Annotated in this window: 14 protein-coding genes; 7 read left to right on the forward strand and 7 right to left on the reverse strand. The window is 71.9% G+C overall.

Annotated elements, in window-relative coordinates:
• Positions 1 to 11: 11 nt before the first annotated feature.
• The 3 genes from IE94_RS0107445 to IE94_RS0107455 all read right to left on the reverse strand — a co-directional run bounded on the left by IE94_RS0107445 (position 12) and on the right by IE94_RS0107455 (position 2,378).
• Positions 12 to 1,037: a glycoside hydrolase family 6 protein gene (locus IE94_RS0107445; protein ID WP_030180016.1), complete on the reverse strand. Its 1,026-nt coding sequence runs from the start codon at positions 1,035 to 1,037 to the stop codon at positions 12 to 14.
• A gap of 91 nt (positions 1,038 to 1,128) precedes the next feature.
• Positions 1,129 to 1,812 carry a class F sortase gene (locus tag IE94_RS0107450; RefSeq protein ID WP_030180018.1) on the reverse strand — a complete coding sequence of 228 codons (684 nt, stop codon included), beginning with the start codon at positions 1,810 to 1,812 and terminating at the stop codon, positions 1,129 to 1,131.
• 2 nt (positions 1,813 to 1,814) lie between these two features.
• Complete coding sequence (locus IE94_RS0107455; protein WP_030180019.1) at positions 1,815 to 2,378, reverse strand: hypothetical protein; 564 nt, start codon at positions 2,376 to 2,378, stop codon at positions 1,815 to 1,817.
• 189 nt (positions 2,379 to 2,567) lie between these two features.
• On the opposite strand from IE94_RS0107455, the gene IE94_RS0107460 reads away from it, so the two are divergent.
• Complete coding sequence (locus IE94_RS0107460) at positions 2,568 to 3,347, forward strand: HAD-IIA family hydrolase (protein WP_030180021.1); 780 nt, start codon at positions 2,568 to 2,570, stop codon at positions 3,345 to 3,347.
• Here the strand turns inward: IE94_RS0107460 and IE94_RS37745 are convergent.
• The gene (locus IE94_RS37745) at positions 3,287 to 4,729 is read right to left on the reverse strand and encodes an ROK family transcriptional regulator (RefSeq protein WP_425337956.1); all 1,443 of its coding nucleotides are present in this window, start codon (positions 4,727 to 4,729) and stop codon (positions 3,287 to 3,289) included. The genes IE94_RS0107460 and IE94_RS37745 overlap by 61 nt on opposite strands.
• 197 nt (positions 4,730 to 4,926) lie before the next feature.
• Here IE94_RS37745 and IE94_RS0107470 point away from each other — a divergent pair, with 197 nt between their 5' ends.
• The 3 genes from IE94_RS0107470 to IE94_RS0107480 all read left to right on the forward strand — a co-directional run bounded on the left by IE94_RS0107470 (position 4,927) and on the right by IE94_RS0107480 (position 7,472).
• Positions 4,927 to 6,009: a Gfo/Idh/MocA family oxidoreductase gene (locus tag IE94_RS0107470; protein WP_030180027.1), complete on the forward strand. Its 1,083-nt coding sequence runs from the start codon at positions 4,927 to 4,929 to the stop codon at positions 6,007 to 6,009.
• Positions 6,006 to 6,494 carry a heme-degrading domain-containing protein gene (locus IE94_RS0107475; RefSeq protein WP_030180029.1) on the forward strand — a complete coding sequence of 163 codons (489 nt, stop codon included), beginning with the start codon at positions 6,006 to 6,008 and terminating at the stop codon, positions 6,492 to 6,494. The genes IE94_RS0107470 and IE94_RS0107475 overlap by 4 nt, the downstream gene beginning before the upstream one ends.
• A gap of 105 nt (positions 6,495 to 6,599) precedes the next feature.
• On the forward strand, positions 6,600 to 7,472 hold the full coding sequence (locus IE94_RS0107480) for an LLM class F420-dependent oxidoreductase (RefSeq protein WP_030180031.1): 873 nt from the start codon (positions 6,600 to 6,602) through the stop codon (positions 7,470 to 7,472).
• Between the two features lie 201 nt (positions 7,473 to 7,673).
• On the opposite strand, the gene IE94_RS0107485 is transcribed toward IE94_RS0107480, so the two are convergent.
• On the reverse strand, positions 7,674 to 8,531 hold the full coding sequence (locus IE94_RS0107485) for a fumarylacetoacetate hydrolase family protein (RefSeq protein ID WP_030180033.1): 858 nt from the start codon (positions 8,529 to 8,531) through the stop codon (positions 7,674 to 7,676).
• Positions 8,532 to 8,844: 313 nt separating this feature from the next.
• Between IE94_RS0107485 and IE94_RS0107490 the strand changes: the two genes are divergently transcribed.
• Together IE94_RS0107490 and IE94_RS0107495 are read left to right on the forward strand one after the other, a co-directional pair.
• Positions 8,845 to 9,879 (forward strand): SEC-C domain-containing protein, encoded by a 1,035-nt coding sequence (locus IE94_RS0107490; RefSeq protein ID WP_030180035.1) that lies wholly within the window; start codon positions 8,845 to 8,847, stop codon positions 9,877 to 9,879.
• 126 nt (positions 9,880 to 10,005) lie between these two features.
• Positions 10,006 to 10,464, forward strand: a complete 459-nt coding sequence (locus IE94_RS0107495; protein WP_030180038.1) for an SRPBCC family protein — start codon at positions 10,006 to 10,008, stop codon at positions 10,462 to 10,464.
• Positions 10,465 to 10,580: 116 nt separating this feature from the next.
• Here the strand turns inward: IE94_RS0107495 and arr are convergent, their stop codons facing one another.
• Positions 10,581 to 10,991: an NAD(+)--rifampin ADP-ribosyltransferase gene (arr, locus tag IE94_RS0107500; RefSeq protein ID WP_030180040.1), complete on the reverse strand. Its 411-nt coding sequence runs from the start codon at positions 10,989 to 10,991 to the stop codon at positions 10,581 to 10,583.
• 153 nt (positions 10,992 to 11,144) lie between these two features.
• On the opposite strand from arr, the gene IE94_RS0107505 reads away from it, so the two are divergent.
• Positions 11,145 to 14,294 (forward strand): DEAD/DEAH box helicase, encoded by a 3,150-nt coding sequence (locus tag IE94_RS0107505; protein ID WP_030180043.1) that lies wholly within the window; start codon positions 11,145 to 11,147, stop codon positions 14,292 to 14,294.
• 30 nt (positions 14,295 to 14,324) lie between these two features.
• Here the strand turns inward: IE94_RS0107505 and IE94_RS0107510 are convergent, their stop codons facing one another.
• The gene (locus IE94_RS0107510) at positions 14,325 to 14,939 is read right to left on the reverse strand and encodes an ATP-binding protein (protein ID WP_245235194.1); all 615 of its coding nucleotides are present in this window, start codon (positions 14,937 to 14,939) and stop codon (positions 14,325 to 14,327) included.
• Positions 14,940 to 14,985 lie beyond the last annotated feature (46 nt).

Here is a 14,985-nt window from a genome sequence, read left to right on the forward strand (position 1 = left end):
TCCCGCGGCGTCTACTCCCGCGCCAGTTCCAAGGCGTACTCGGGGTACCATTCGCCCGCCTTCGGGCCGCCCTTGCACTCGCCGTCGGACTCCCCGGGGCGCTTGACCCACAGGTAGGCGTCGACCAGGGGGTCGGCCGTCTTCGCCGTCGGGGTCTCACCGAGGGCGCGGCCCGGGGGGTTGCACCAGCGTTCGTCGGGGGAGCCCTCGGTGTAGGGGCCGTTGCCGTTGCGGCTGGTGTCGACGACGAAGTGCTTGCCGCCCACCTTGGCGGAGAGCTGCTTGCCGTAGGCGATGGAGTCCTCGGTGGTGTAGAAGTTCGACACGTTGACCGAGAAGCCGTCGGCCTGGTCGACGCCGGCCCGCTTCAGGGGGTCGAAGATCTGGTCGGGGTGGCCCCAGCCGGCGTTGCCCGCGTCCAGGTACACCTTGGTGTTCTTCAGGGCGCCGAGCTTGGCGATCGCCCCCTTGAGCAGGTCGTAGCGCTCCTCGTGGAACTCCTGCGGGGTGCAGCCGTCGACGAGGTGGAGCACCGCGTCCGGTTCCAGCACGACGGTGGCGGCACGGTCGCCGATGCCCTTGGCCACGCCGTCGACGAAGGAGCGGTACGCGTCGCCGTCTGCGGCGCCGCCGCCCGAGTACTGGCCGCAGTCGCGGTGCGGGATGTTGTAGAGGACGAGCAGCGCGGTGCGGCCGGCCTCGTCGGCGGCCTCGGTGAAGCCGCGGGTCTGCTCCTCGGGGTTCTCCGGGCTGATCCACTCGCCGGTCGGCTGCTGGGCGATCCTGCGGATCCGCTCGGCCTGGTCCTTCTTGCCTTCCTCGGTGAGGGCCGCGACCTGCCGGGCCGCGGTGCCGTCCGGGTTGACCCAGTACGGGTCGGCCTCCTTGGGCTGCTGCGTGATCCCCGCGCCCGCGCCCTTGTCGTCCCCGTCGCCGGCCGAGGAGCAGCCCGCGAGCAGCAGCGCCGCCGCCGCGAGTGCCGCCGCCGACGCGGCCCGCCTCCTGGACATGCTTCCGGCCGGCCTGCTGCCGTACATCCAACCCCCCTGGGTGCACTGTTCCGAGGCTCAATCCTGACATACGCCTCCTGCGCCCACGCGGTTCCCGGACCGGGGTCCGGATGCTGTGCTAGGAGGCGGTCGCGGTCAGGTAGGCGGAGACGACGACGTTGGCCGTGTAGCTGTGGGTGGCCTGGTCGAAGGTGCCGCCGCAGGTGATGAGGCGGAGTTCGGAGCGTCCCGTGGCGCGCGGCCCGTAGGCCTGCTGGGCGTCGAAGCCGTCGCGGGTGAGGACCTGGACGTCGTCGACGGTGAACTCGGCGACCGCGGCGTCCTCGCGGACCACCCGGATCGTCTCGCCGGGTTCCAGGGTGCTCAGCTCGTAGAAGACGGCGGGCCGGGTCTCGGTGTCGACGTGGCCGACCATCAGCGCGGTCCCGGCCGCTCCGGGGGTGACGCCCGCCGCGTACCAGCCGACGGTGCCGGGCTGGTCGAAGGGCGGCGGCTCGATGGCGCCCTCGCCGTCGAGGCCGCGGGCCACGACGGGGGCGTCGATGCCGAGTTCGGGGACGTCGAGCCGCTGCGGCCGGGCGTCGCCGAGCGGTGCGTGGGCCGGGGGCAGGGGGACGTCGGGGGGCCGGCCGGCCGCCGCCATGTCGCCGGTGGCCGGCCGGGATATGCCCTCGCGCACGTCGGTGGCCTCGCGGCCCCACAGCCACAGCCCGAGGAGCAGCACCGCCCAGGCGATGCCGGTCACCAGGCGGCCTTGGGGGGCGGCGGCCGGGGCGGTCTCGCGCGTGTCCTGTTCGGACATGGTCAGTCGGTCCCGCGGCTCCGGCTGCGGACGCCGCGCAGCGCCACGGCGACGGCGGCGATGCCCGCGAGCACCAGGCCGGTCACGGTGTGCGCCGTGCCGGGGGCCTCGGAGCGGGCCTGCTCCGCGCCGTCGGCGGCCAGCCGCGCGGTGCCGCCGCCGCCCGCGTGGACCGGGGCGACGGGCGAGGCGGGCGCGGACGGCCGGGTGTCTGGGCGCCGGTCCCCCTCGACGGTGATCGTGCCCCTGCGGGCCTGGTCGCCGCACGTGACCTGTACGGCGTACGCGCCCGCCCGCACGCTGGTGCGGACCCGGCTGGAGCCGACGAGGACGCCGTCGCCCGCGGCCAGGCCGAGCCGTACGTCCGACTCGAACGCCGCGGACACGGCGACGGCCGTCTTCTCGGTGCAGCCGGGCACGCGGAGCGTGACGTCGGTGCCGGGGGCGGGCGAGGACGGCGTCACGGAGACACCCCCGCCGTCCGCCGCGTGGGCGAGGGCCGCCGGCGCGCACAGCGCGGTGGCCAGCGCGGCCCCGGCACAGAGTGTGACTTTCAGTGAGCCCATCGTGTACCTCCAGTTACCTGGAGGCTGCCCCGTGAGCCCCGGCACCGCATCCTGCGCGGGGGCGGGGCTACTCCGATCGGGTCATGGCTGGATGGCGGAGGTTTCGGCCTCAGCGGGGGTGATCCATGCGAACGTATGACTGCATAGCATGGGCCTCCCATGGTCCACGCACGGCAGGAGTCCGCCCCCATGACAGAGCGCAAGCCCATCGAATCGTGGCTCACCGACATGGACGGGGTGCTGATGCACGAGGGCGTCCCCGTTCCCGGTGCGGACGCCTTCATCAAGAAGCTGCGCGACTCCGGGCGGCCGTTCCTGGTCCTCACCAACAACTCGATCTACACGGCCCGGGACCTGCACGCCCGCCTGAGCCGGATCGGCCTCGACGTGCCGGTCGAGAACATCTGGACCTCCGCGCTGGCCACCGCCTCCTTCCTGGACAACCAGCATCCCGGCGGCACCGCCTACGTCATCGGTGAGGCCGGTCTGACGACGGCGCTGCACGACGCGGGCTACGTGATGACGGACACCGACCCCGACTTCGTGATCCTGGGCGAGACCCGGACCTACTCGTTCGAGGCGCTGACGAAGGCCATCCGTCTGATCAACAACGGCGCCCGCTTCATCGCCACCAACCCGGACAACACCGGGCCCTCCCCCGAGGGCGCCCTGCCGGCGACGGGTTCCGTGGCCGCGCTGATCACGAAGGCCACGGGGAAGGAGCCGTACTTCGTCGGCAAGCCGAACCCCCTGATGATGCGGACCGGCCTCAACGTCATCGGCGCGCACTCCGAGAGCAGCGCCATGATCGGCGACCGGATGGACACCGACGTCCTGGCCGGTCTCGAGGCCGGGATGGAGACCTTCCTCGTCCTCACGGGGCTGACCACGCTCAACGACATCGACCGCTATCCGTACCGGCCGACCAAGGTCGTGGACTCCATCGCGGACCTGGTGGACCTCGTCTGAGGGAGCGGTCCGTTCTCCCCTCGGCCGCCCTCCCCCCGCCCGAACAGCGGGGCCAGCAGCAGTTGGGCCGCGCCCTTTGCGACCCCGCGCGTCCCGCCCGGCGCGAGCCGTACGGGTACGGCGCCGTCGTGACCGCCCTCGCGCCGGGCGCGGGCGTCGAGGACCGAGGCGACGCCCTGGACGAAGGCTCCGGGCGCGGCGGCGACGGTACGGCCGCCCAGCAGCACCAGGTCGATGTCCAGCAGTCCGGCGAGGTTCGCGGCGCCCGTGCCGAGCACCCTGGCCGCCTCCGCGAGGTCTCCGCGGGCGACGGCGGCGAGGCACAGGGCCTCCACGCAGCCCCGGGCGCCGCAGGTGCAGGGCGGTCCGTCGAGCTGGACGACCTGGTGCCCGAACTCCCCGGCACCGGTCCGGGCACCCCGGTGCACGGCGCCGCCGAAGACGAGACCGGCGCCGAGACCGGTGCCGAGGTGCAGGTACGCGAAGGAGCCGTCCCCGGCGCCGTCCTCCCCCGCCCCGCCCCCCGCGCCGCCCACCGCCAGGCCGAGCGCCGCCGCGTTGGTGTCCTTGTCGACGACGACCGGCACGCCCAGCCGCCGCTCCAGTGCGTCCCGCAGCGGATAGCCGTCCCACTCCGGGAAGCCGGTGACCCGGTGCAGCACACCACGGACGTGGTCCAAGGGCCCGGGGAGGGCGACGCCGAGCCCGAGGAGAGTGGGAGCGGCGGCGAGGGCACCGCCCGGCGGCCGGGCATCCTCCGCGAGCGAGGTCCCCAGCCCCTCCGGGACGCGCTCCCCGGGGGCCGGCGGCTCCAGCCCCTCCGGACCGGAAGCCCCCGAGCCGCCCCCGCCGGACGTTCCAGAAGCCCCCGAGCCGCCCCCGCCGGACGTTCCGGGAGTGTCCGCGGCCTCCGCCCGTCCGCCACCCGCGGCACACGGGCCCGCGCCCTCCGACGCGAGGGGACCGGCGTCGGCGCCCGCGCCCAGCCCCTCCGCCGCGAGTTCCTCCGCCGCCCGGGCCACCTCCTCCAGTACGGTCTCCGCCCCCGCGCCCAGGTCCAGCGGGGCTCGGCGCTCCGCCACCACGGTGCCGTCGAGGTCGACCAGCACCGCGCGCAGCTCGTCCCGGTCCAGGTGGACGCCGAGGGCGTGGCCGGCCCCGGGGACCAGGCGCAGGACCGTGCGCGGCTTGCCGCCGGTGGACGCGCGGCGTCCGGCCTCGGTGGCCAGGCCCTCGCCCCGGAGCCGGGCGGTGATCTTACTGACGGCCTGCGGGGTCAGCCCCGTGCGCTCGGCGAGTTCCAGCCGGCTGATGCCCTCGGCCCCGGCGGTGCGCAGCAGGTCGAGCACCAGGGCGGTGTTGTGGCCGCGCGGGGCGAGCAGGTTCGCCCCGCCGCCCGCAGCCGCACCAGTGCCGGCGGCAGCGGCGGCGGCAGCAGCAGCAGTGCCCGTGCCTGTACCCGTACCCGTACCCGTACCCGTACCCGCGCCGATTCTCGAACCTCCGCCGTTGCTCCTGTTCACACCCCCATTGTCCCCGGCGCTTGCACTTTGGCAACACCGTTGCGAAAGTAGGGCGCATGACTGGTACTCCTCCCGGCAATCTCCCTCTGCGCGTCGGCCTCGTCGGCTACGGCCTCGCGGGTTCCGTCTTCCACGCCCCGCTGATCGCCGCCACCGAGGGCCTCGCCCTGGACACGGTCGTCACCTCGAACCCGGAGCGGCAGCAGCAGGCCCGCGCCGAGTTCCCCGAGGTGCGCCTCGCCGCCACGCCCGACGAGCTCTTCGACCGGGCCGGCGAGCTGGACCTGGTCGTCGTCGCGTCCCCGAACAAGACGCACGTACCGCTGGCGACGCGAGCCCTGGAGGCCGGTCTGCCGGTCGTCGTGGACAAGCCGGTGGCGGGCACGGGCGCCGAGGCGCGTGCGCTGGCGGCGCTGGCCGAGGAGCGCGGTCTGCTGCTCTCCGTCTTCCAGAACCGCCGCTGGGACAACGACTTCCTCACCCTCCGCGAACTGCTCGCCGAGGACGCGCTGGGCGAGGTGTGGCGCTTCGAGTCCCGCTTCGAGCGCTGGCGGCCCAAGCCCAAGGGCGGCTGGCGCGAGTCCGGCGACCCCGCCGAGATCGGAGGGCTGCTGTACGACCTCGGCAGCCACGTCGTCGACCAGGCCCTCGTCCTCTTCGGCCCGGTCACGCAGGTGTACGCCGAGTCCGTGGTCCGGCGGGCGGGCGCGGAGGCGGACGACGACACGTTCCTCGCGCTCACGCACGCGAACGGCGTCCGCTCCCATCTCTACGTCTCCTCCACCGCCGCCCAGCTCGGCCCCCGTTTCCGGGTGCTCGGCTCGAAGGCGGGCTACGTCAAGCACGGCCTCGACCCGCAGGAGGCGGCGCTGCGCGAGGGCAAGCGGCCGGGCCCCGGCTGGGGCGAGGAGGCCGAGTCGCTGTGGGGCCGCGTCGGCTCCGGCGAGTCCCCGCCGACCGGTGGCGGACAGGTGACGGCGACCGTCGCGGGCGACTACCCCGCGTACTACGCGGCCGTGGCCAAGGCCCTGCGCGAGGGCGGCCCGAACCCGGTGACCGCGCTGGAGGCGGCCGCCGCCCTGGACGTGCTGGAGGCGGCCCGCCGCTCCGCCCGCGACGGTGCGGTGGTGTCCCTGTGAGCACCGCACCGAACTCCGAGGCACCCGTCCCCACCGTGGCGGAGCTGGAGGAGCAGGAGCGCCGCCTGGTCTTCCGCCGGTTCACCCACGACGACGCGTGGGCGCTGGGCTCCCTGCTCGTCGAGCTGGCCCGGGAGCGCGAAGCCCCGGTCGCCGTCGACATCCACCGCGCCGGACAGCAGCTCTTCCACGCCGCGCTGCCCGGCTCGACCCCGGACAACGACGCCTGGATCGCCCGCAAGCGCCGCGTGGTGGAGCGGTACGGCTCGGCGTCGTACCTGGTCGGCTCGCGGTTCCGGGCCAAGGGCACGACCTTCGAGGAGTCCTCGCGGCTCGACCCCGACACGTACGCGGCGCACGGCGGCTCCTTCCCGGTCACCGTCGCCGGCGTCGGTGTCGTCGGGGCCGTGACGGTCTCCGGGCTGCCCCAGGTGGAGGACCACCGGCTGGTCGTCGAGGCGCTGGAGCGGTTCCTGGGCGAATAGCCCGACCGGCCCCCGCTGCGTGGTGGGGGAATGGGCGGTGGGTACGTGTGGTTGTCAGGCAGACGTTCAGGTTGATCACGGTGCCCACCGGAGGGATCGCAGGAGATGAACGAGGCGACGGCTTCCCTGAAGGAATCGATCGGACGGTACGGCGTCTGGAGCGGCCAGTTGCGCTCCGAGGACCCGGAGGGCGCGGCGGAACGCGCCGAGGCCGCGGCGGAGGTGGAGCAGCTCGGCTACGGCGCCCTGTGGCTCGGCGGCAACACCGCCGCCCGGGATGCCGCGCCGCTGATCGGGGCGACCGGGCGGATCGTGGTCGGCACCAGCATCCAGAGCATCTGGGAGCACGAGGCGTCCGAGGCGGCGGCGAGCTTCGCCGAGCTGGAGGTGTCCCACCCGGGCCGCTTCGTGCTCGGCCTCGGTGTGAGCCACGGACCGATCGCGCGGGGGTACCGCCGCCCGTACTCGACGATGGTCGGCTACCTGGACGAGCTGGACCGGGCCGGGATGCGCTCCGGCCACCGGGTGCTGGCCGCGCTCGGCCCCAAGATGCTGGAGCTGTCCCGGGACCGGGCGGCGGGTGCCATCCCGTACCTGGTCACCCCCGAGCACACCGCGCAGGCCCGCGAACGGCTCGGCGAGGGCCCGCTGCTGGCCCCGGAGCTGAAGGTCGTCCTCGACGCGGACCCCGACCGCGCCCGTGCGACGGCCCGCGCCTATCTGGCCATGTACCTGAAGCTCCCGAACTACACGAAGAACTTCCTCAACCTGGGATTCACCGAGGACGACGTCAGCGGCGGCGGCAGCGACCACCTCGTCGACGCCGTCTTCGCCTGGGGCGACGAGGCCACGATCCGCGCCCGCATCGACGCGTTCCACGACGCGGGCGCCGACCACGTCGCCCTCCAGCTGGTAGAGGACGACATGTCCCGCCTGCCGAGGGAGGGCTGGCGCAGGCTCGCTTCACTCCTCGCGTGAGAGCGTGAGACGACGGACCCGGCCCAGCGGGGGCGCGGGGCCGGGACGCGGGCGGCTCCGCCGCGTGGGCGCGACCGGCCGCGGCCGACCCGCCCCCGATCCCCGGCCGACCCGCGCCCGACCACGAAGCGCGCTCCCCGGCGCGCCCCCGCCCGTCCCGTCCCGTCCCCCGGCAAGGCGCCCCGTCCCCCGGTGGAGCGCCTACGCGTTCTTCAACTCCTGCCGCTGCCGCCCGAGTCCCTCGACCTCCAGCTCGACCACGTCCCCGGCCCGCAGGTACGGCTTCGGCTCGGGCTGCCCCATCGCCACGCCCGCAGGCGTCCCGGTGTTGATGACGTCGCCGGGACGCAGCACCATGAACTGGCTGACGTACCGCACGACCTCCCCGACGGGGAAGATCTGCTCCGCCGTCGTCCCGTCCTGCTTCAACTCTCCGTTCACCCACAGCCGCAGCGACAGCCGCTGCGGGTCGGGCACCTCGTCGGCGGTCACCAGCCACGGGCCCAGCGGGTTGAACGTCTCGCAGTTCTTGCCCTTGTCCCAGGTCCCGCCGCGCTCGATCTGGAACTCCCGCTCGGACACGTCGTGCGCGACGGCGTACCCGGCGACACACGCGAGCCCTTCCTCGGCCGACTCCAGGTAGCGGGCGGTGCGTCCGACGACCACCGCCAGCTCCACCTCCCAGTCGGTCTTGGCGGACCCGCGCGGCACGAGCACCGTGTCGTGCGGCCCGACCACCGTGTCCGGCGCCTTGAAGAAGACGACCGGCTCGGCGGGCGGCTCGGCCCCGGTCTCACGGGCGTGGTCGTGGTAGTTCAGCCCGATGCACACGATCTTGCCGATGTGTCCCACCGGCGGTCCGACGCGCAGCCCGGTGCCGTCCAGGGCGGGCAGCTCACCGGCCGCGGCGGCGGACCGTATCCGGTCGAGCGCGCCCTCGTCGGCGAGCAGCTCGCCGTCGATGTCCGCCACGACGCCCGACAGGTCTCGCAGGGTCCCGTCGGCGTCGAGCAGCGCGGGCCGCTCGGACCCCGCCGTACCGACTCGCAACAGCTTCATGATCCCCAACTCCTCGATCGCGGGCAGCCCGCCCGACGATGCGCGGCTGGGTGCGGCAGCGACGCGACAGCCGTCGGAGGACTGGTCGATCCTCCAAGGCCCGGTTCCACTCTGCAATACCCCGTTCACGTACTGGACCGTAGCCACGCGCGCCGCGACCGGGCCCCGGCGGGCCCCGCTCAGCGGTGGAGCACCGCCACTGAGCGGACCGACGCCGCCCCGGCCCCCATAGGCACCGCTCCCCCGCCTCCGGCCGGGCGGCTCCCCCGGGGGTGGCTGACCCTCGTCACCTCACGGCAGTACGGTGTCCCCCATGCGCCCCGACACGCCCGCCGAAAACGTCGACCACGCCGCCGAGGCGGCCCGCCTGGAACGGACCGCCGGCCTCTACCCCGAGGACGCCGAGGCCCTGCTCCTGCGCGCCGCCGCCCACCGGGAGCTGTCCGGCGACCGCCCGGCCGCGACCACTCTCTACGACCGCCTGCTGTCCTCCGAGACGTCCGTGCCGCTGGACAACCCGGCCCTGGTCCGCGCCCTGAAGGCGTCGAACCTGTGGGAGTACGACCACGAGGCGGAGGCCCGGGCGATCATCGACGGGGTGCGTGCGGCGTCGCCGCTGGACCCGGCCCCGTGGGTGATCGTGGCCGAGGCCCTGGAGTCCCACGACGAGCTGGAGGCGGCGCACGAGACCTTCACGGAGGGCGCCCGCCTGCTCCTGACGGACGTGCCGGAACCCCCGTACTCCACGCACCCCCTCCTCTACGGCCGCCACCGCGTCCGCAGGATGCTGGGCCTGGCCCACGACGCGTGGGACACCCTCGCCGACACGCTGCACTCGATGCCGGTCTCCCTGGACGAGCTGCACGACCCCAAGCGCGTCTGGTCCCTGGGCTCGGACAACCCGGCGGACCTGGAGGCGGAGATCTCCCGCCTGCGCGCCGAGTTGGGCGCCTACCGCGCGGCCCTGTCCCGCCCCTTCCCGGTGGCCATGCTCCACTGGCCGGCCGGTGAACTGACCGAACTGACCGAGGCGTACCCGTCCCTCTCCTCCGAGTACCCCTCCTACGACGACCACCTGGCGTCGATAGAGGCGGCCCTGCGCGAACTGGCCTCCTCCGGCACGCCGAACCTGGGCGTGGTCCCGGGCACCGTCCCGTCCTACGAGGCCTTCGCGGCGTCGGAGGGCGCGTCCCCGGCCGACCCGACCCTGCTCCCGCAGTACGCGACGACGCTGGCGGCCCGCGGGCTCGCCGTGGCGTGGCCGCCGCAGCGCGGGGCGGCGTGCTGGTGCGGGTCCGGGCGGACGTACGGGGAGTGCCACGGGCAGGACGCCGCCGGGAACCGATGAGATCCGGCGCCGCCGGGCGTCTACAGGTGCGAGAGCCGACGCGGAACGCGCCGCGTCGGCGGAGTCGACCCGATCCCTTCGTGGATCACCGGGGACCACCGAGCCCCACCGAGGAGACACGACGACATGAGCACCGACCAGACGCCCGCCGCGGCCGGCGACGGCTTCCCCTACACCCTGACCCGCACCCTGGACGCCCCCGCGGCCCAGGTCTGGCGGGCCTGGACCACCCCCGACCAGTACGCCCGGTGGGCCTACGCCGTCCCCGGCTCCGTGGAGATGGACGTCCGCCCCGGCGGAACCTGGAAGGCCACGATGCGTACGCCGGACGGCACGGAGTTCCCGCTGACCGGCTCCTACGTCGAGGTCGACGAGCACTCGGCCCTGACCATCGGCATGGACGTCCCGGGCCGCCCGGACCCTGCCACGATGACCGTCGAACTCACGGAACAGGGCCCCCGCAACACCGTCATCACCCTCCGCCAGACCTGCGACACGGCGGAGGAACGGGACGGCGCCAAGCAGGGGAGCACCATGCTGCTGGACGGGTTGACGGGATTCCTGGCGAGCGGGGAACGGGGCTGATCGGCTCACCCCGGCCACACCCGCGCAGCCGCGGCGGTCGCGTTCAGAGGCGGCGGGGCGACGGTGGTCTTCCTCCGGGCCCCGGTCCCCGGACCCCTGGAAAACTCCGACGCGTGTCAGTTGATGATCTCGGCGCGCCCTTCCAGGCGCATCGCGGCCAGCCGCTCCCGCCACATCTGGAGGGCTTCGGGCGTCTGCCGCGTCCAGTCGGTGACTTCGCCGACGATCCGGAGCGGCTCCGTGCTCCGGTAGGAGCGGGTGGGATTGCCGGGGAACTTCTTGTCCGTCACGTTCGGATCGTTCTCGAACTCCCCGGTCGGCTCGACGGCGTACACCCGAGGCTCGCCGTCACCGGCCGCGAGCTCGGCGGCGAGTCCGGCGCCGTCCCGCAACGCGGTGAAGTAGACGTGGTTCATCAGGATCTCGGGCCGGTAGTTCGAAGGGAAGCCGGCGGTGAGGTGGTCTCCGACCCGTAGATCGGCCTTCGTACCGTGGAAGAAGGGTCCCTCGTCCAACACCTGGTCCATTGCGGCAGGTTATCAACCGGGCCGTCGCGACCTCGTGCCGTTCACGACGATGCCGAGGGCGCAGCCCTGCTGAATGATGTCGATCACTCCGCATGATGTCGGTGGCTCCTGCTACAACTTCCCCCACGTCGACGTGTGGTGAAAGGGACTTAAGTGCAGCAGTCGGGGAGCGGGAAACAGCCGGTCGCTGGGGTCTACGAGGAGCTGATCACTGACCGGGTGCACAGCGAACTCGAGCGTCTTGAGGCCGCAGGGTGGAAAGCCATCGACGCCGAGGTCGGTGCAGGATCGTCACCCCATGTGCTGGCCCGCCACGTCGGCGACATAGTGGCTCGCCATCTCAGCCAACTCAGGCCCGAGGATCGAGTTCCCTTCGCGAATCGCGTACTTGAGTCCCTGGCCGCCGACGTCGGTGAGCAGAGCGGTGCAGAGCCCGTCAGCACCATCGCCGACGGACCCCGCCAGTTGCTGGCGCTGGCCGAGCAGGAAGCTCCCGGCGCCTATGCGATCCGCCCGCTCACGCCCCTTTCCGAAACGTCTCTTCTCACCAACTCGCCTGAAGACCTCAACCTCGGCGCAGAACTGCGGGCCGAGTTGGCCACGGCGGATCGAATCGATCTGCTCTGCGCATTCGTGAAGTGGTACGGCATCCGTGTGCTGGAGGACTCACTCCTCGCGGCGAAGGAGCGGGGCGTCCCGATCCGGATCATCACCACGACCTACCTGGGCGCCACGGACCGCCGCGCGCTCGACCGGCTCGTGCGCGAATTCGGCGCCACCGTGAAGGTGAATTACGAGACCCGGTCGACGCGGCTGCACGCCAAGGCATGGCTCTTCCGGCGCCGGACGGGATTCGACACGGCGTACGTCGGCAGCTCGAATCTCTCCCGTGCAGCGCTGCTCGACGGCCTCGAGTGGAACGTACGCCTGTCGTCGGTGGCCACACCGGCGGTGATAGACAAGTTCGAAGCGACCTTCGACGCGTACTGGAACGACGTGGCGTTCGAGACGTACGACCCGGCCTCCGACAGCGGTCGCCTCGACGCGGCACTGGCGCAAGCGGGTGGAACGGGGTCGACCTCCGACTTCAAGATCAACCTTTCCGGTCTCCAGGTGCGCCCCTTCCCGCACCAGCGGGACATGCTGGAGCGGCTGAGCGCGGAGCGCGAGATCCGGGGGCGCCACCGCAACCTGCTGGTCGCGGCCACCGGGACGGGGAAGACGGTGATGGCCGCCCTCGACTACCGCGAGCTGAGCCAGCGGGCGACCTCCGGGCGGCCCAGGCTGCTGTTCGTGGCACATCGCAAGGAAATCCTCAAGCAGTCCTTGCGTACCTACCGCGAAGTGCTGGTAGACGCCTCGTTCGGCGAGTTGCTGCACGGCGGTGCCGACCCACAGGAGTGGAACCACGTCTTCGCCAGCGTCCAATCGCTCAACGTCCAGAGACTGGAGCAACTGGCGCCGGACCACTTCGACGTCATCGTCATCGACGAGTTCCACCACGCCACGGCGAGTACGTACCGGCGGGTGATCGAGCACTTCACGCCGAAGGAGTTGCTGGGGCTCACCGCCACTCCCGAGCGCATGGACGGGCTCAATGTCCAGGACGAGTTCTTCGATGGCCGCATCGCCGCCGACATGAGGTTGTGGGAGGCCCTGGAGAACGACCTACTCTCTCCCTTCCACTACTTCGGCATCCCAGACGGTACCGACCTGACGAATCTGACCTGGCAGAAGGGGTCGTACGCCGATCAAGAGCTCGGGAACCTCTTGACGGGCAACGATGCCCGAGCCCGCATCGTCGTCAAGCAGATCCGGGACAAAATCTCCGATCCCGGTGGCATGCGCGCGCTCGGCTTCTGCGTCACGAAGGCGCACGCCCACTTCATGGCCGACTACTTCCGCAGGGCCGGGTTCCGGGCAGCCGCGCTCGACAGCGACTCGTCAGCCGAAGTACGCGCCCGAGCGCTGTCCGACCTCAAAGCCGGTGAGCTCCAGGTCATCTTCTCGGTGGACCTGTTCAACGAAGGGCTCGACATCCCGGACGTGGACACGCTTCTTCTGCTGCGACCCACCAACAGCGCCACCGTCTTCCTCCAGCAACTGGGGCGGGGACTGCGGCGCACGGACACGAAGCCGGTGCTCACGGTCCTCGACTTCATCGGACAGCACCGGGCGGAGTTCCGCTTCGAAGAGCAGTTCCGAGCCATGACCAACCTGTCTCGCAATCGGTTGGTCGAGCACATCGAGCGAGGCTTTCCGCAGTTGCCGTCCGGCTGCCAGATCATTCTGGAGGGCAAGGCGAAGAAGCTGGTCCTCGACAACATCAGGACCCAGCTGGCCGCCACGGTGAAGACGCTGGTGAAGGAGGTGAAGGAGTACAGCACTCCGCTCCTCGCCGACTACCTCCGCGAGAGCCGCCGAGAGATCAAGGAGCTGTACAAGAACAGCAACTCCTGGACCCTCGTTCTGCGCCGTGCCGGCCTGGCCGCCGAACCGGCTCCGCCGGGTGAGGAAGCGCTGCTCAAGCGGGTCCACGCCTTCCTGCACGTGGACGATCCCGAGCGGGCGCGGGCATACCTCAACCTGTTGGCGGACGACGCCCCGCCATACGACGAACTCGACGAGACCGGCCAGGCGTACGCACGCATGTTGTTCTTCAATCTGTGGGACAACGCGGGCGGGTTCACCAGCTATGCGGACGGCCTCGCGGCGCTACGTCCGCAGCGAGGTCTGAGGGACGAACTCCGACAGGTGCTGTCGTACGTCATCGACCGAGCCGACCATGTCCCGCTCCCGCTGTCCGGTGGTCTCGGCACCCTGCCGCTGAAGGTCCACAGCGCCTACAACCGGTCGGAGGTACTGGCCGCCCTCGGCATCGCCCGGTTCGGTGGGCAGATGCCGAGATCCTTTGCCCAGGGCGTGCAGTGGGCGGAAGAGTGCCAGACAGACGCGCTGCTGATCACGCTGGAGAAGGACGAGAAGGACTTCTCACCCACCGTCCGATACAAGGACTACGCGATCAGCCCGAACCTCTTCCATTGGGAGTCCCAGAACGCGATCTCTCCCGCATCAGCCACCGGCAAGCGCTACCAGGAGCACGTCGCTCGTGGCACGCACGTCCTGCTGTTCATGCGCCGCTACGCGACCACGGACACGGGCAAGTCCCAGCCGTGGATGCTCCTGGGACCGGCAACCTACGTGGACCACACCGGCAGCAAGCCGATGGCGATCACCTGGAACCTCCAGCACCCGATCCCGGCCGACGTATGGTCCTACTCGGCGGCGATCCAGGCGAGTTGACCCTTGAGCTTCGGCCTCGGCCGGAACGTCTCAGTGCAGTCGCACTTCACACTCCGCCTCGAAGTGCGACTGCGCCTTGTCGAGCGTGTCGTCCACGTCCCACCCTTGCGCACGGAACCAGTAGAGCAAGTCGGTGATCGCGTTGATCGCGGCCTCTTCCACCGTGGCCGCCGCCAACCGACCCTGATCAACCGCCTCGCGCGTCGGCTCTGAACCGCCGTACAGGCTCAGCACGTCCGCGGCTCTCGCCAGCCGCGTCCTCGGCATGCACCGCTCTTCGGCTCGGGCCGCGTGCACGCGGAACTCACACCAGGTCACCTTGCGATCACCGGGAAGCTCCACCCCCCAACGGTCACTCACGGCGTCGACCAGGGCCATCCCCCGGCCCGCCTCCGCGTCGAGGCTCGCGCACGTGAGCGTCGGAAGGGCACGAGCATCGGGATCGTGAACCTCGACGCGCAGATGGGATCCACCGAGTGAGGTGACGAGGGTGGACGGCGTCCCCGAGCCGACGTGCTTGATCACATTGGCGACGAGTTCGCTTGCGCAGAGCTCGACCGCGTCCGCCAACTCGTGCAGCCCCCAGTACTCCAGGCGGGCGCGCAGGGCACGCCGAAGAGCCCACACCTGGTCGGCCTCTGCCACAAACGGCAGCCTCCACGGCCGCATCGGCCTCCATAGAGCCTCATTC

The sequence above is a fragment of the Streptomyces violaceorubidus genome, from assembly GCF_000717995.1.
Classification (GTDB): Bacteria; Actinomycetota; Actinomycetes; order Streptomycetales; family Streptomycetaceae; genus Streptomyces; species Streptomyces violaceorubidus.

Coding starts and splice junctions, on each gene's coding strand:
- IE94_RS0107480 (WP_030180031.1), top strand. CDS start 6,600: ATGAACGAGGCGACGGCTTCCCTGAAGGAATCGATCGGACGGTACGGC.
- IE94_RS0107450 (WP_030180018.1), bottom strand. CDS start 1,812: ATGTCCGAACAGGACACGCGCGAGACCGCCCCGGCCGCCGCCCCCCAA.
- IE94_RS0107470 (WP_030180027.1), top strand. CDS start 4,927: ATGACTGGTACTCCTCCCGGCAATCTCCCTCTGCGCGTCGGCCTCGTC.
- arr (WP_030180040.1), bottom strand. CDS start 10,991: ATGGACCAGGTGTTGGACGAGGGACCCTTCTTCCACGGTACGAAGGCC.
- IE94_RS0107445 (WP_030180016.1), bottom strand. CDS start 1,037: ATGTACGGCAGCAGGCCGGCCGGAAGCATGTCCAGGAGGCGGGCCGCG.
- IE94_RS0107495 (WP_030180038.1), top strand. CDS start 10,006: ATGAGCACCGACCAGACGCCCGCCGCGGCCGGCGACGGCTTCCCCTAC.
- IE94_RS0107455 (WP_030180019.1), bottom strand. CDS start 2,378: ATGGGCTCACTGAAAGTCACACTCTGTGCCGGGGCCGCGCTGGCCACC.
- IE94_RS0107490 (WP_030180035.1), top strand. CDS start 8,845: ATGCGCCCCGACACGCCCGCCGAAAACGTCGACCACGCCGCCGAGGCG.
- IE94_RS0107485 (WP_030180033.1), bottom strand. CDS start 8,531: ATGAAGCTGTTGCGAGTCGGTACGGCGGGGTCCGAGCGGCCCGCGCTG.
- IE94_RS0107460 (WP_030180021.1), top strand. CDS start 2,568: ATGACAGAGCGCAAGCCCATCGAATCGTGGCTCACCGACATGGACGGG.